Source organism: Aliikangiella marina (genome assembly GCF_007004765.1).
GTDB lineage: Bacteria > Pseudomonadota > Gammaproteobacteria > Enterobacterales > Kangiellaceae > Aliikangiella > Aliikangiella marina.
The window spans coordinates 413650-428289 of record NZ_VIKR01000002.1 but is presented as its reverse complement, the minus strand read 5'-3'; the positions used below and the strand labels follow the sequence as shown (position 1 = coordinate 428289).

Below are 14640 nucleotides of genomic sequence, written 5' to 3'. Positions count from 1 at the left end.
ATTATTCTTCCTGCTCCTTAGCCTGCTCTTCATCATCGTTGCGCTGGCTTTGGAAAAACTCCAGCACCGCCAGAATTCCGACGAAATTGATGAGCGCGTAAGCCAGGGCTAAATCTAAGAAATCGGGACGACCATAAAAGAAGGCAACCACAGCAAGCAATAACACGGTCTTGGTGCCAAACATGTTAACCGCTAATACTCGGTCATAGACACTTGGGCCTTTCAATGCACGCGCAAGTGCCAAGGTCATGGTCACAAGGATCGCGATTGATACAATGACATACATACTCATTTTTCAGTCAGCTCTGCAGTCCGTTCGTTAACTTTTCCGGCAATCATGTCATTCGCGCTTTCCTCAGTGAGGCAATGAATGCGCATACGGCCTTTGTAAACATCAATAGTCACAGTGCCAGGAGATAAGGTGATCGAGTTGCCAAGGATCGCTTGACCAATCGGGCCTTTGGGGGCCGATTCTAGTTCAACTTCGACTGGACTAATGGGTAATTTGGGGTCAAGAATGATTCGAGTAACGTCAATACTCGATTTAATAATATCGACAAATAAGAGCCACCAGTACCCCATAATTCGAGGGATTACATGAATTGAGGTAGACTCGTTAAAAAATCCGATTCGATGCGACAAGTATAAAGTCAACAAGCATGACAGCGCCCCTAGTCCGATCACTAGCGGTTTATAGATACCCGACCATAACAACCAAACCACGGCAAGAATAACAAGCCAGGATAATATAATGGGTGTTTTAGATTGTGATGCGCTTTGTTCTTCTCGCATGTAATGAGCGCCTACTTTATTGTTAGTTCTTAATGCTTATTTTTTATTTCTTGAGCGATTGTTTGTTGCTTTTGCTGTTCGCTCTAGGCAGTGCAAGGCAATGTGACTTAATTATGTTACTTAAAGTTCTTCTAAGTCGTTTCTCGCACACCGAGACCACTTCCAATGTGAGTGATCGATTCTTGCGTCATTTGAATTGTGAATAATACCGCTTTCACTTTAAATTTAGCAAGGATTTCCCGCGTTTGCAGTTTATATACGATATCTAGACAAGAATAGATGCAAATTAATGACTTAGCGAAGATTAATTCAATATTTTTTCGGTCAAAATGGGCTTGATTTTGTCAGTTTTTCGAAGTTTGAACAGTACATGAACGCGATAAAAATCTCGTTTTGTGATATTGGAATTTAAAGGAATAGCGGCTATTGGAGTTGGTAGGTTGGGTTGGTGCACGAACCCCAACATGATGCATTTTAAGGTTATCGAGCACGCCTGAATGTTAATCGGTTAATCCAACCATCGATGTAGGGGTTATCACCCCAACGTGATGCATTTAAAGAATATCGAGCACGCCTGAATGTTACTCGTATAATTCGACCAATGTTGTTGGGGTCAGTGTGCCCCGTGAAATGCTGTGGGTGTAAGATTCCAACCTACCGAGTTTAATTGATATAAGTTAATTTACATAAACATAATTCGTGCCAAGATAATTATTTGCTTCCGTACATGTTCCGCTGAATCTAACCTTTCGTTTTGCCATGTGAGCAGCTAATACCATAGATAAGAATGTATCTTTGTTCGCTTGAGACCCCGTATATTGAACATATTGAGAGTTATCACATACTCCCCACCCTGACGAATTAAAAATATAGAGAGTTCCTGAATCCGCTTTAAATTGAATTCTTTCAATCTCTTTATAAGGTGTACTTGCTGCTGAAACAGCAACGGAAATCAATATAATAACTATAAAAACAGATAACTTAATTTTCATTAATTTATTTTCCTAATATTTATAAACATTAATCTAAAAAGGGATAAAGAGTAGTGTTACGGTTCGAAATATTTTATTCGCTTTAAATCCAAAGCATGTTTTCCATAACTATCAACTGCGCCATTGAGGTTCATACCTTCTTTGATGCAATTTGAGTTCAGATTAGTCCCTGTAGGTTGGGGTGAGGCACGAACCCCAACGAGAAGCATTTAAAGATTCTCGAGCACGCCTGAATGTGAATCGGTTAATTCAACCACCGATGTTGGGGTTACTACCCCAACCTACCGCGTTTGTTAACGGAGCTTCCATTAAATTTACCGAGTACATAAACCTTATTGGTCTTGTTTCCACTGGTCACAAGCTCATAATCCCCTGGATTGTAATAGCACCACCCTTCAGCCAATGCTGAGTTTGATAAGAAGCTTAAACTTATTACCGCAATAAATAGTATCTTTCTCATTTTAATTTCCAAAACAGTTTTTCGTAGGTTGGTGGTGATAACCCCAACACTCAATTTCAAAATTCACGTATCTATCTACGTTCACCAAACAAACCGTCATTTTCATCACTCTCCCCCCAATCAGCGGAATAAATTCCTCTTTCCACGTCACGGTGAAATGATTAATAAGGTAATCAATTTAATGATATAGTGACCAAGCTGCATTGGTTCCTGCAACCTACCGCTGTTACAGGTCAACTCGATAAATTGAAGGTACCGTTGCCGTGCCCCAGTTTCTACAACCATTCAAACCAAAACCAATACTTTTATCTGCAATGCGAGCACTGAGTATGGCAGAGTACATTTCTTTATTTTTATTAGAGTCAAATGATATTGCAGCCCAATTCCCCGCCGCACTATGACTACAATTTTCGGCATTTTGACCTGGCGTCGCTAATCGCACAACAGCATAGGAATCATATACTGCGAGGCTGAGAATTTTTGTGCTTGGAATTTGTTCGCTAGCGATTAATTTCGAAGAAGTTAATATTAGAACAATATATATAAGTTTTTTCATTTTGGTTTCCAAAACAGTTTTTCGTAGGTTGGTGGTGATAACCCCAACACTCAATTTCAAAATTCACGTATCTATCTACGTTCACCAAACAAACCGTCACTATCATCACTCTCACCCCAATCAGCGGAATAAATTCCTACTTCCACATCACGGTGAAATGATGAATACGGCCAATCAATTACATTCTTAACATAACCATGTTTAACCGGGTTGTAATATACATAATCCATGTGACTTTGGTAATCCAATTCATCGCGGATTAAATGCTCCCAATATCGTCTTTGCCAAATTCCGCGTTCGCCTTTGTGTGTTCGGCTTGGGTTAATGCGTTCATTCTTCGCTATACTTCGAGAGAAATTGGCTTTTATCAATCCCCAGCGAGTCGCAAAATCCGAATCATTTTTGGGTAATGTCCATATCGCATGTAAATGATCCGGTAGTATTACAATGGCATCCATTTTAAATGGATGATTTGTTTTTACCCTTTTAAACGCATCGCGTAATTCATTAACACGATCCACCAGCAAGGTTTTATTTCTCTCAGCCAAATTAACCGTAAAGAAATAGGTTCCACCTTTTACATCCGCTCGCCGGTATTGCATGTGTAATTCCGTTTGTTTATTTCCTTCCCTGTAGGTTGGGGTGAGGCACGAGCCCCAACATGAAGCATTTAAAGTCTTCTGTTACGCCCGATGATTTGTCGTTTGATTCAACCGATGTTGTTGGGGTCAGTGTGCCCCGTGAAACGCTGTGGGTATATCACCCCAACCTACCGAGTACAAAAATGATTAATTAAAATAAATGTCTTTTACTTTAAACCATCCACCTTCGCATCCATCAATTGTCACTGTAATTTCGTTACCAGCCGTTTTCGCAGCCAAGATAGCAGACTCAAATATTGGCTTCATTGTTTCGTGACCAATCCACCCACCATTGGTTGTACATGAAAATTTTGCAACGGCATTAGGAATACCTGCTCTACCACCACTTAGTTTGAAGGCTATAGTGCCGCCCGGGGTAACATATAAATTAGCTACTTTTCCTGTATCTTGTGAAAATTCTGAGGCACATATGTTTTGGCTTATGAGAAGCATGGTAATTAGAATAAAATATTTTTTCATATTAGTTCCCAAAATATTATCTCGTAGGTTGGGGTGAGGTACGAACCCCAACGTGTTGTATTTAAAATCTTCGTTCGCGCCCGATAATTAGTAGTTTTATTCACACAATGTTGTTGGGGTTTTCACTCCAACCTACCGGGCTGAGAGTTAATGTCAACAATTGGTTAATTCTTTATTTGAACATCGCCATTTGGCATTAATATGTTATATGTAACAGAAGCATTTGAATACCAAAGGACTGTCTCACAATCATGAATATACGTTCTTATTTTTTTACCTGATGTAAAAGCAGCTAAAATAGCTGAGTAAATTTTGTCGTATTGAGGATGTTCTTTTTTGACATAAAACTTATTTGAAGATGTGCATTCTCCAGGATTGCCAAACATACCATAAACCATAAAACCATTGCCCCTTTCAATATCTACTTGAGTAGGTACTGCCCAAGAACTGCGACCCGCGGCGTGTGCAAAAGAAGCACCAGTCATTGACATTAAAACCAGCATAACAATTATTTTTTTCATTTTATTTTCCAAGATCTCGTAGGTTGGGGTGAGGTACGAACCCCAACATGTTGCATTTAAAGTTTTGATTCCACCAGATAATTAGTCGTTTTATTCAACCGATGTCGTTGGGGTCAGCGTGCCCCGTGAAACGTTTTGGGTATTTCACCCCAACCTACCGGGCTATTTATAAATCCTTATCATGTCAGGAACCGTTGAAAAATTATTGGCTAAACAATCATGCCCTTCTGGATATCTGACAACTATTTTTTCACCAGAGGCCATTGCTTGTTGAGTAACCGATTGATAGCTTTGTAAGTAAGGCGCATTGTACTCACCCATAACTTTCCATATCGATTGGTTGTCCTTCACAAGTTGAAATAGCACGCTTCCTTTTTGTGCTTGTATAGCGACAACCTTATCGTAATGGCAATCTTTACCTGCATAAGCAGAAAAACTAAAACAGATTAAAAAGGTTGTTATTAATTTTTTCATATCGTTTACTTCAAAAATAACTTATAGAGGTCAAGTTATCTGACCCCTTTGGTTTTCAAATGTTAAAAGAGCGACTTGACCCCTTAATTTTTGAATTTTTGTAGGATCTAGTGTTCTGACCCCACTGGTTCTCAAATGTTAAAAGAGCGACTTGACCCCTTATTTCAATAAATCTCGTAGGTTGGGGTGAGGTACGAACCCCAACGTGTTGTATTTAAAGCTTTTATTTACGCCCGATAATTAATTATTTGTTTCAACCAATATCGTTGGGGTTTTCACCCCAACCTACCGGGCTATTCCTTTAAAATCTGAATCCAAAAGATTCTCATCTAATTTCTCGATAAACAAACATTAATTATCCTTTTAGTTCAACCAATGTCGTTGGGGTTTTCACCCCAACCTACCGGGCTTATCAAGTATTCGCCCCGCTTTGTGTTCCCATGCACTCTGATATAAGCTCCACCACCAGTACATTCAACCAATACCAGCGATTCAGAAAAAGTCACATAGGCTCTTGAACCATCGTCATTACCTTCAAACAATAATTCAACAGGTTTCATATAACCCTGCCATCCTGGATTAGCCGCAATCGCGAATTGTGGTGCGATTAATAGAATAATCAGCATTAATTTTTTCATATCGTAAGATCTCGTAGGTTGGGGTGAGGTATAAACCCCAACATGTTTTATTCAAAATATTTTGTTTATGCCCGACTGTCTATCGTTTAATTCAACCAATGTCGTTGGGGTTATCAACCATATCTACAAGACTCAATAAGAATCATCAAAAACTGATTGTTGTCCTTCGGCAACCTTACTTAGTAAATGGTGAAAACTAGTTATTAAATTTTCTTTATCAAGCGACTCAAAATCAAATCTATCTTCAATTCGTTTCTTAACATGCACTCTAAAATCCTCGGGAATTCTCGCCCTATACATTTTTATATAGTGTATATGTGACGAATTCCAAAAATACTCTCCGTCACTCCAAACTTTAGACTGTATCGAATGCTCTTTAGTTAAAACATCAGCAATATTACTCAACCAACTATCTATAACTAAACAAGACTCCATATAATTTGCTATTTCAATAGCTTCATTTTCAGCAAGAACGTTTATGTTCTCTGATAACGAAATCGAGTTTTCGAATATCGGATTATTTTCCTCTAAATATGGTGGTAGCATTTTCATATTATTCACTCAAAGGCTTAAACTGTTTCATTTCCGGCTTTATGTGCAACAAGTCTGAATGACCAAAATATATCATTTGCTGGTCAGTCATTTGTTCCCATTGCGATGTAGCTTGATTGAACCTTGTGGGTCTAGTTGGAGCATTTACTGTTGTTTGCAATAAGCTAGCAACTTCCTGTGCAGTCCCATTAGAACCACTCCAGCATGATGACAAGCAAACAGGAGTTCCTGCAATGTAATTGGGATTACTCGAAACTGCGTCAGCAATTTGTTGGCTGTTGGTGTGTAATCCATCAACGACAAAAGTTCCACCGATTTCATCATAGTCCGGTCTGGACCCGTGAACTATAACATTATGTCCAAGGCCAGTATCTATTGCTTGTTCGAAATTACCCATTGTCGCTTCGTCACTACCAATAGCAGTGCTATGTTTACCGTGATGAACTTTTGCACCACTGGGCGTCATCGAATCTAGATACTTTGTCGCTTGTACAATAGCTGAGCCAAGCCTTCTTGTCCAAAAAGCTTGTCCCAACGAGGCAGTATTGATTACTACTTCGTCCCATGCTTCATTTTGTTGCTTTATTGTAACTTCTCTTTCCGTAAACGGATTCATAGGATGACCTCCAGCTACTTTAGCTTTCACCACCCCTACCACATTACCTAATAAAGTTATCGTGCCATCAAGAAGGAAGACATCTTGTCCCCTATATTTTTCTTGATACAAATATTGTCCACTAGGATTGCCATGAGCATCCCAAGCAACCCAGTTCAATCCCTGCTCAGTGCTGTAATAAGAAGTAAGTATTTCCTGATCTCTCAGAAGCGACTCGGCTGTGTTAAAGTTATCGAATCCAGTACTACTTTGATACCCAGCATAATAGTTTCCACTCGAAGAGTATCCAAAGGACAACTCTGCCTCAAAATACCCACTAGGATCAGTCCTATTCAACGGATTATTAGAAACATAGGTATATCGGTTAAAACTCTGTAGATTCTCAGTCGTTTTAACAAACGGATCCGCGGATAAAAATCTCGCTAAACGCGGGTCAAACACTCGACCGCCCATATGAATCAAACCAGCTTCATCAATATGCTCGTGACCTGTGTACCCACGTCTAAAGTCTTCAACAGCCATTGATAATGATGAATCAATCGCACCAAAAGAAGTTGTTACATAGGTAGTATCATCGCGTCGATTCCCCCATGGGTCATAACTAAACTTACTTACCGTGGTTCCGGTTATATCGGTGATTAACTCTACCGATCCCAAGTGATCACGATGTAAGAACTCTAACTTTCGTGCACCCGATTGAGGAATGAAGGTTTCTAAAGCGACCCCTTCCAGATGACGCAATACTTTCGTTAATGCCCCATTCTCACTAATGTATTCAACGTTTCCAACATACAGAGTTTCCTTAACCGTACCATCGGCAGCTGTATCAACACGCTTAAATCGAGAGCCACCAAGACCATATTGATATTCAATCTGGTGATTCTTGGATGTTTGAATTAATGTTGGTTTGTCATTGGTGTTGTAGACAATGGCATTACGACCGCCACCCGACACCATATTACCGTTGTCATCGTAACAATAGGTATTACTTCCAGCGGTAGTTACAGCGTGAGGACCGGCTTTGACACCACAAATGGTCTCACCATAGGTGTAATTACCCATACCAGTTTTATCACTAATGTTGCCTAAATGATCGTAATTGACATCAAAAGTTTGCACCTGGTTAAGCATGCCCTGAGTATATTCAACTCGCCAATCATCAACACGATTCAGGGTGTCATAGTTGAAGAACTCTTTCATTCCAACAACGATATCATCACGATACTCTAAGTTTCCTAAGTTATCGAAGTTGTATAGATTATGCTGAATATCGGTATAATTATTTCTAAGCGCCATGATGTATTCTAATGAGCCATCATTTTGATTATGTTGCTGGTAGTTAACTACGCCATTACCATTCTCAAAAATGCGAATGTTACCCAACGCATCGGCTTCTAAGAATTTCCATAATCCTAGCCCTGATTGAAGATCAGTTTTCTTGACTAAATAGTTGTCATAGTACTCATATGCGATACCCGCACGTTCGTGACTGGCATCATAAGTCTCTTTAACTCGGAACAAATCATCATAGACAACATCGCTATAGAATTCACGACCATTACTGTAGGTAGTCTTGGTGCGCGTAACTTGCGACATTACGTTATAAGAGTAAGTCTGAATAATTCCATTTAATAAATCTTCTTCCTCACTGACTAACCCCAATCCGTTCACTGCCGTGTCATAGAAAGTTCGCGTATGATGATCAAGAACTAGATTGTCATAATCGGTATAGGCTCTTGATTCAATTTGACGTCCCATGCTATCAAAATCGAATTCTGAAACTTGGCCTTTGTTATCTTTTTGCCAAATCATTTCTCCAACACTATTGTAGCGATATTCAACGAGCCCTTTGTCGGGATCATTCATCGATACTTTACGACCTAAGTGGTCACTTTCAATTACAGTATCAATGAAACCGCTACTGCCAGAAATAGTGCTATGAGAGCGTCTAACTAATCGCAGTGAGCCCAAGGCGTCATAAGCGTACTCAACTTTTTGACCATCGGCATCGATCATTTCAACCAGCTCGCCGACAACGTTTACTTTTTTGGTTGTGGTGTTATTTGCTGGGTTGGTAATGGTAGACGTTAATCCGTTATAGCTTGTTGTCCACTTAGAACGGTCTGCGCGATACTCGGTAATAGCTCTACCTCGCGAGTCAGACTCAAACGTTGCATAACCCTCTGCCAAAAATAGTGTATTAAAGTTAGTCACAGCCGGTAATTCACCCTCAAAATAAGGGCGAGACTCAACCGTTTTAAAACCTTTGTTATTGTAGGCATAAAGCTTATATACCCACTTCACATCAGCACCATCGCTACAAACATTGGCTAGCGACGCCATGTTGTGACAAGCGAGCATTTCGGTTTTCTCTAATACTTTACGTCCCATGTCATCAAAATAAATAACGGAGTCTGGTCCATGGGAATTGGTAATTTCTTCTTTGAAGAAAGCTCTTGTAGGACAATCCCCTGCAACGCTACAGAATGTCTGCTTAGTCGTTGTGGTAGTGCCATTTGGCGCATATTCAAAGTTAAGTCGACCAAGCCGTGAATAACCAAAATGAGTTGTTTGACCATTAGCCGAAGTTTGTGAAGTTTTGGTTCCAAAAATCGGATGATAAGCCGTGCTAGTCTCTATCACATCCGTAATATCGGGATAGTTTGGATAAGCTCTTTGCTTTTCCGCAAAACGTCCCGATAGATCATATTCAACTTCTGCATAACGTTGAATACCATCATCGCCCGAAATAGTCGTTGAAGTAACATTACCAAAATCGTCACGAGAGTATGTTTCTGTCAGACCATAGTTCTGGTTTAGCTCGTTTGCACCAGAAGTCCCTTGGTCACTAGTCGGATCAATCGTTTTGGATTTTAACAAGCCAGTCGCTGCAAAATAATCAAATTCTGCTACTTGCTTAATTTGCGTCTCACCAGTCCTATCGTATTTGGTGACCCTCTTAGAAGGGCGACCACCATAGAATTGTAAGAATCCATAGGTGACTTCTTCAGTTGTCGTAAACACGTCGTTACTGACTGAATCAGTAATTGTAGAAACAACTTTTCCGGGCCTTGCAAACTCATCTACATTCGAATTAACAACAAGAGTAGAGCTAATAGGGAAGTTTTTGTCCCACGTTTGAGTTGTTGTCTGTGAAGCATATGAACGACCAATACTATTGGTAGCATAGGTGACGTTAGTCGTTTCTTTAAACTGATCGCTGTTGTAGCCATGAGTTGTTGTTCGACTTATTAACTTTCCTGTGTGCGGGAAATCAAGTCGATATTCATTATCAATAGTACGATTCTGGATGTGGTCTGTAACTTTAAATTTACGATAGCCTAAAATTCCACGATCGACTTGTGCTTTGAGTCCAGTGTACTCAAAATCCATAAACTCATAACAATCGGTTACACCACAAGTAGTTAAGTCGCCACTCATTTTACGAGTAGATTCTACTAGGTAGATTGATCCTCGAACATCCTTAACCTGGCTGCCATTACCCCAGACTTTGCTTTTTGCATCGTCATCTGCGGTATGGACATCGGTCGAATATTCAATAATTCGTTTCGTATTTGAACCATCAGTAATTGTGTTAATCAGGTCACGTTTACCGCCTAAACTTAACTGATAATACATCCTTCCTTCGAAGTAAGTATAATCGACTAGTCCATCTCCATTCACATCGACCCAATTTCTATCTTTCAGGTTATTAGCATTTATCGGTAACTGGATAGAATCACTGAAATTTGTACCGTCAAAATAACGAATGTAAGAGTTACTGTTATATTCACTCTCATGAATGAAATCTAAGTATCCGTCAGAGTTGTAATCGACAAATCTATAATTAGCTTTCTCGCGAATTTCTTTAAAGTAATCGCTTAAATCATAGGTTGACTGGGTTAAACCAGAGAAAAAGCTAAGATTTCTAATTTGGAAAATCCAGGGGCTCTCCGAACCAAAATTTACTGCAGAGTGTAAATACCCATTTCGATAAGCATGGCTAAGTGTTACAGATGTCGGCTCTCTCCCGATACTAACAGCATCAAGCCTTCCATCTTGGTTTAGGTCCACAAACTCGATATCATCGTTATCTAAGGCGTTTAATCCAGCTAAATGGCCTACATAAACGAAGTCATTATATGAATTGATCGTATCAGAGTTTGCGTTCGTTCGTTTTTTATAAAGCAACCAAGCTCCGCTGGAAACATAACCATCTTGAGTATTCGCTACGGAGGATGGCATATATATCACATACTCAGAAATACCATCACCATCAAAGTCGATCGGCCTAAAGAACTTTTCAAACTTTAACAAGAAATATGCAAGTTTTTCCTCACGCGCGTTTCTTTGGTCTTGATCTTCTTCCGTCGGTATTGGTAGACCGTACCCTGGCAATCCACTTGGATCGGTTAACCCTAGCAGGGGCAATTCAACTGGATCGCTAAACAGTGCTTGACCATTAGCATTATCAAGATCGATTTTTAAATTATATCGAATCCATATTTTATCGTCTTTGATATAGACAATATCAGGGTATCCATCGCCATTATGATCTGCTGGGTATACTTTATGATTGGTGACACTGCCAACCTGGTTACTAAAGGCTGGCATTTGCGTGTTAATTGGATTATCAAAATCATGAAATCTAGTTGGACTAACTTGTTTTGCAGGAATGATATACCAGTTCAAGGCGTCTTTGTACATCACTTCATCTTTACCATCATTGTTATAATCGATGATGCTTGTAGACAGCCTGAAATTACTATTTAAGTAGTTACTTTTTACTTCAAGTTGAGTAAGTGGATGTCCACCTTTTATTATGATTAGGTCGTCACTTGAACTACCTGTATCATTTTTATTTTTCCAATAGTCCGTAATACCATCGCCGTCAAAATCTAAGTACTGATAACCCCAGGTATTACCATATTTATCATTGCCAAAGGCGCTACCGCTGCCAAACTGGTTGACAGAACTAAATAAGATATCACCTTCCTGCCAGTTAAAGGTTGTTTTTGGCAAACAAGAACCGTCCCTACATACTTCGATGCTCTCTACTAAACTTCTACCTGTAGCATTTGCATACTTATACAGTAATTCATAAGTCCGAAGTTCATCTCCGCCTGTTGCTGAGGTCGTGGTATTAACTCTAGACGTCACGCGTTTTAATCGTGTTGTTTTATTTAAAACTTCAAAGCTACCGCGCTTGAAAATGGGATCGTCTCTATTTTCATACTCGAAGAAAATAGCGTTCAATGGCTGTGAGTTATTGTTTTCATTACCGGTATAGAGCACTCGACTTAATCGTGGATCTTCATCGGGCAAATTATCATATACAAACTCAATGTAGTTACCGGCAGCATCTACTTGTTTTTGAACTAAGAATTTACTATTTCTTATTTTTGAGTAAACCGTTCTTGAACCATTAGTGTGGTACTCAGTAAACTCATCGCCATTTCGCTGTATGTTTAATGAAGTTTTATCTTCAGTAGAATACCGTTGACTTGCCTCATCCCAGAATAATTTCTTGCCATTTAAACAGTACTTAAACTCCCAGAACTTACCTGGAACAACAACCCCTTCTTGCTCTCTATTCTCCTGACAGTGATGTATTAAGGATAGCCCTTGGATATTCCAGCCGACGCCAACATAGCCATTCCCGCCATGGCTGTCGTAAGCTAACGATAGTTGCGGAACTAACCCTCCCGAACCCGGCGCTACCATAATTGGTATATTATAAGTCGCGCTACCGGATGGTTTAACACCAAACTCTGCTGGAATACTACCTACGACTAAAGAATCGTTAGCTCCCGCTAAAGGGTTGTCTGCCGCACTCGGCAAAGTGTCTGGACCATGGTCTAGATCATGCCGTATTGGTTGATTAATAATTACTACATCGTGGTAATTACCGTTGACGTTATTGATCATCCAAGAATCTAGTCCTGCACCCGGTGCTCCTGAAATCACAAGGTCGGTTAAACCATCAAGATTTTTGTCTTCAAACGAAACAGAGTAATTAGTTTGTAGTGTGGCTCCCGAACCATTTAGCTCTGCGGTTGAACTCATAATGACTTGTCGGACTCCACCATCATCAATCACTTTATAGACTTCTGAACCTGATGTAGCCACGAGGAATAAAGCTCCATCAGATGCTTGATAAACATTGTAATTTTTATTTGCAATTGAAAATGCTTCTTCAACACTAAAGTGAATTGAAATCGAATCAGAAATAGAGTGTGTTTTGTTTTCTTTTGCCGTCACAGTAACTGTATGTGACTTATTAACATCGGCACTTGTCGGCGTGCCATACAACAAACCATTGCTGCTATTTAACTTCAACCAACTTGGTAATCCTGATGCAGAAAATAAAACCGAGGTCGAGCTAGAAGAGACACTTGGCTCAAAACGATATTCAACGCCTTCGAATGCATATTTTCTATAAGTAGAATTCTGAAGATTTACTTGAGTAATTGGTGTTTGTAATACGTTTATAGCTCCGCTGGAGTTAACATAAGCAACATTATTGTCATTACCCGCGCTCAATCCAGTCATCACTAAAGTCTTGTTTGAAATAGCAACCGCATAAGACTGCGCTGACCATTCCGCATTTAAATAACCATTTGAAATGGTTTGAATAACCGAACCGTTGTTATCTAAGATATAAGAAGTACCGCCTTTCTTGGCAGCTTGAAGAAAAATTTCATCGTAAGAGTCAGAGTCTAAATTACCAACATGAACAATGTAATCCGCAGGATTGGCATCAAATGAAAATTCTGTGTAGCTTGCAGTGCCACTTGCATTCCAAGAAACGATGGCATTGTTGACTGCAGGAAAAACTGAAATCGGCGTAATAATATCACCGTGAAGTAAAATAATGTCTTTGTTACCGAGTAGAATAATTTCGTCACCGGCACTTGAAGTAAAGTTACCAACAAATACGCCGTAACTTTCTTCACTCCAATCTTGGATGGCAGTGACATTAGGGTGAGTGGTTGTCCATTCGCGATGATAAGAAGGATTTAAATAATCATCTAAAGCAACTGGCATTAAACTGTTGTTACCAGTTTCGCTTTTAGCCTGTAAGAAACGATCAGCTATACCATCGCCGTTGAAGTCACCGTAGATTGTATTATGAGTACTGGAAGAATTGGAATACTCATTGTACTGCTCGTATTTTACATACAAACTGCCAGACTGGTGACCGACTAAGTTAAAGGTATTTTGACCTGGATTTAAGGCGACAGTAAAGTTACCTGATGTACCAGAGCCGACAACCTGTGAGTTCACTTGAAGGGTGTAACTCGACTGGCTCCCTGGGCCAGTTTCAGGATCATACTCTTGAGACCAAGCGAAAGTCACCGAACATTGGTGGGTACTCGTGCTTTGTGGAATCGCACAAGCTGCAGGCTGGGTAAAATTAACTTCCCACGCAGCCAAAGCGTTATTCGATAACGCTAAGCCAAAACTCCCTAAAATCCCTAATAAATAACTCTTAAAAGTTCTCATTATTTTCTTCCAGTTTCTTTGTTTAATATTTAAATTCTTTTCTTGTTTAGACTTTTTCTTTAGTCAAAACCAAACTCATTACATCGGATCAATTTGATTCGCGACACAATAACCACCATCACCGGCAGGGTCGGTATAAACTGTGACATCCTTTTTATCCGTCGACCACATCATCAAAACAACCGAAGTCATAGCTGTATGCTCTTGTAATACTTTTATCCAGCCATAAGGCGAATCGGCACAGTTATTTGGTACACCTGAGTCAAGCTTTATTAACAAACCGCTTTTACCAGAAGTTATGTTGATAATCTTGCCGCGTTGATAGGTTTCTGCAGCAATGGTGCTGTTCGAAAAGCTAATTACTGATATCGCGATAGCTGCTATTGATAGTGCTCTTAATTTATTCATTTCT

The 14640-nt window shown here is 39.7% G+C and carries 13 protein-coding genes; all 13 read right to left on the bottom strand.

Annotated elements, in window-relative coordinates:
- Position 1 precedes the first annotated feature (1 nt).
- The 13 genes from FLL45_RS08175 to FLL45_RS08115 all read right to left on the bottom strand — a co-directional run bounded on the left by FLL45_RS08175 (position 2) and on the right by FLL45_RS08115 (position 14636).
- The gene (locus tag FLL45_RS08175; protein ID WP_246075802.1) at positions 2-292 is read right to left on the bottom strand and encodes an MrpF/PhaF family protein; all 291 of its coding nucleotides are present in this window, start codon (positions 290-292) and stop codon (positions 2-4) included.
- A complete protein-coding gene (locus FLL45_RS08170; RefSeq protein ID WP_142941543.1) occupies positions 289-792 on the bottom strand; it encodes a Na+/H+ antiporter subunit E in 504 nt (167 codons plus the stop codon). Before FLL45_RS08170 ends, FLL45_RS08175 begins: the two co-directional genes overlap by 4 nt.
- A 677-nt stretch (positions 793-1469) precedes the next feature.
- Positions 1470-1784: a hypothetical protein gene (locus FLL45_RS08165; RefSeq protein ID WP_142941542.1), complete on the bottom strand. Its 315-nt coding sequence runs from the start codon at positions 1782-1784 to the stop codon at positions 1470-1472.
- Positions 1785-2055: 271 nt separating this feature from the next.
- On the bottom strand, positions 2056-2244 hold the full coding sequence (locus FLL45_RS08160) for a hypothetical protein (protein WP_142941541.1): 189 nt from the start codon (positions 2242-2244) through the stop codon (positions 2056-2058).
- A gap of 226 nt (positions 2245-2470) precedes the next feature.
- The gene (locus FLL45_RS08155) at positions 2471-2800 is read right to left on the bottom strand and encodes a hypothetical protein (RefSeq protein WP_142941540.1); all 330 of its coding nucleotides are present in this window, start codon (positions 2798-2800) and stop codon (positions 2471-2473) included.
- 71 nt (positions 2801-2871) lie between these two features.
- Positions 2872-3402 carry an REP-associated tyrosine transposase gene (locus tag FLL45_RS08150; protein WP_142941539.1) on the bottom strand — a complete coding sequence of 177 codons (531 nt, stop codon included), beginning with the start codon at positions 3400-3402 and terminating at the stop codon, positions 2872-2874.
- Between the two features lie 186 nt (positions 3403-3588).
- A complete protein-coding gene (locus FLL45_RS08145; RefSeq protein ID WP_142941538.1) occupies positions 3589-3921 on the bottom strand; it encodes a hypothetical protein in 333 nt (110 codons plus the stop codon).
- Positions 3922-4085: 164 nt separating this feature from the next.
- Positions 4086-4442, bottom strand: coding sequence for a hypothetical protein (locus FLL45_RS08140; RefSeq protein WP_210247142.1), 357 nt, complete (start codon positions 4440-4442; stop codon positions 4086-4088).
- 162 nt (positions 4443-4604) lie between these two features.
- On the bottom strand, positions 4605-4916 hold the full coding sequence (locus FLL45_RS08135; RefSeq protein WP_142941537.1) for a hypothetical protein: 312 nt from the start codon (positions 4914-4916) through the stop codon (positions 4605-4607).
- Positions 4917-5284: 368 nt separating this feature from the next.
- Positions 5285-5554 (bottom strand): hypothetical protein, encoded by a 270-nt coding sequence (locus FLL45_RS08130; RefSeq protein ID WP_142941536.1) that lies wholly within the window; start codon positions 5552-5554, stop codon positions 5285-5287.
- Between the two features lie 132 nt (positions 5555-5686).
- Positions 5687-6106: a hypothetical protein gene (locus tag FLL45_RS08125; RefSeq protein ID WP_142941535.1), complete on the bottom strand. Its 420-nt coding sequence runs from the start codon at positions 6104-6106 to the stop codon at positions 5687-5689.
- A 1-nt stretch (position 6107) separates the two neighbouring features.
- Positions 6108-14228: an RHS repeat-associated core domain-containing protein gene (locus tag FLL45_RS08120; RefSeq protein WP_142941534.1), complete on the bottom strand. Its 8121-nt coding sequence runs from the start codon at positions 14226-14228 to the stop codon at positions 6108-6110.
- A 78-nt stretch (positions 14229-14306) separates the two neighbouring features.
- Positions 14307-14636, bottom strand: coding sequence for a hypothetical protein (locus tag FLL45_RS08115; protein ID WP_142941533.1), 330 nt, complete (start codon positions 14634-14636; stop codon positions 14307-14309).
- Positions 14637-14640: the final 4 nt, after the last annotated feature.

Bases quoted from the DNA above. Each gene is read 5' to 3' on its own strand.
- FLL45_RS08170 (WP_142941543.1), bottom strand. From the start codon at position 792: ATGCGAGAAGAACAAAGCGCATCACAATCTAAAACACCCATTATATTA.
- FLL45_RS08115 (WP_142941533.1), bottom strand. From the start codon at position 14,636: ATGAATAAATTAAGAGCACTATCAATAGCAGCTATCGCGATATCAGTA.
- FLL45_RS08125 (WP_142941535.1), bottom strand. From the start codon at position 6,106: ATGAAAATGCTACCACCATATTTAGAGGAAAATAATCCGATATTCGAA.
- FLL45_RS08165 (WP_142941542.1), bottom strand. From the start codon at position 1,784: ATGAAAATTAAGTTATCTGTTTTTATAGTTATTATATTGATTTCCGTT.
- FLL45_RS08155 (WP_142941540.1), bottom strand. From the start codon at position 2,800: ATGAAAAAACTTATATATATTGTTCTAATATTAACTTCTTCGAAATTA.
- FLL45_RS08145 (WP_142941538.1), bottom strand. From the start codon at position 3,921: ATGAAAAAATATTTTATTCTAATTACCATGCTTCTCATAAGCCAAAAC.
- FLL45_RS08120 (WP_142941534.1), bottom strand. From the start codon at position 14,228: ATGAGAACTTTTAAGAGTTATTTATTAGGGATTTTAGGGAGTTTTGGC.
- FLL45_RS08130 (WP_142941536.1), bottom strand. From the start codon at position 5,554: ATGAAAAAATTAATGCTGATTATTCTATTAATCGCACCACAATTCGCG.
- FLL45_RS08135 (WP_142941537.1), bottom strand. From the start codon at position 4,916: ATGAAAAAATTAATAACAACCTTTTTAATCTGTTTTAGTTTTTCTGCT.
- FLL45_RS08150 (WP_142941539.1), bottom strand. From the start codon at position 3,402: ATGCAATACCGGCGAGCGGATGTAAAAGGTGGAACCTATTTCTTTACG.
- FLL45_RS08175 (WP_246075802.1), bottom strand. From the start codon at position 292: ATGAGTATGTATGTCATTGTATCAATCGCGATCCTTGTGACCATGACC.
- FLL45_RS08140 (WP_210247142.1), bottom strand. From the start codon at position 4,442: ATGAAAAAAATAATTGTTATGCTGGTTTTAATGTCAATGACTGGTGCT.
- FLL45_RS08160 (WP_142941541.1), bottom strand. From the start codon at position 2,244: ATGAGAAAGATACTATTTATTGCGGTAATAAGTTTAAGCTTCTTATCA.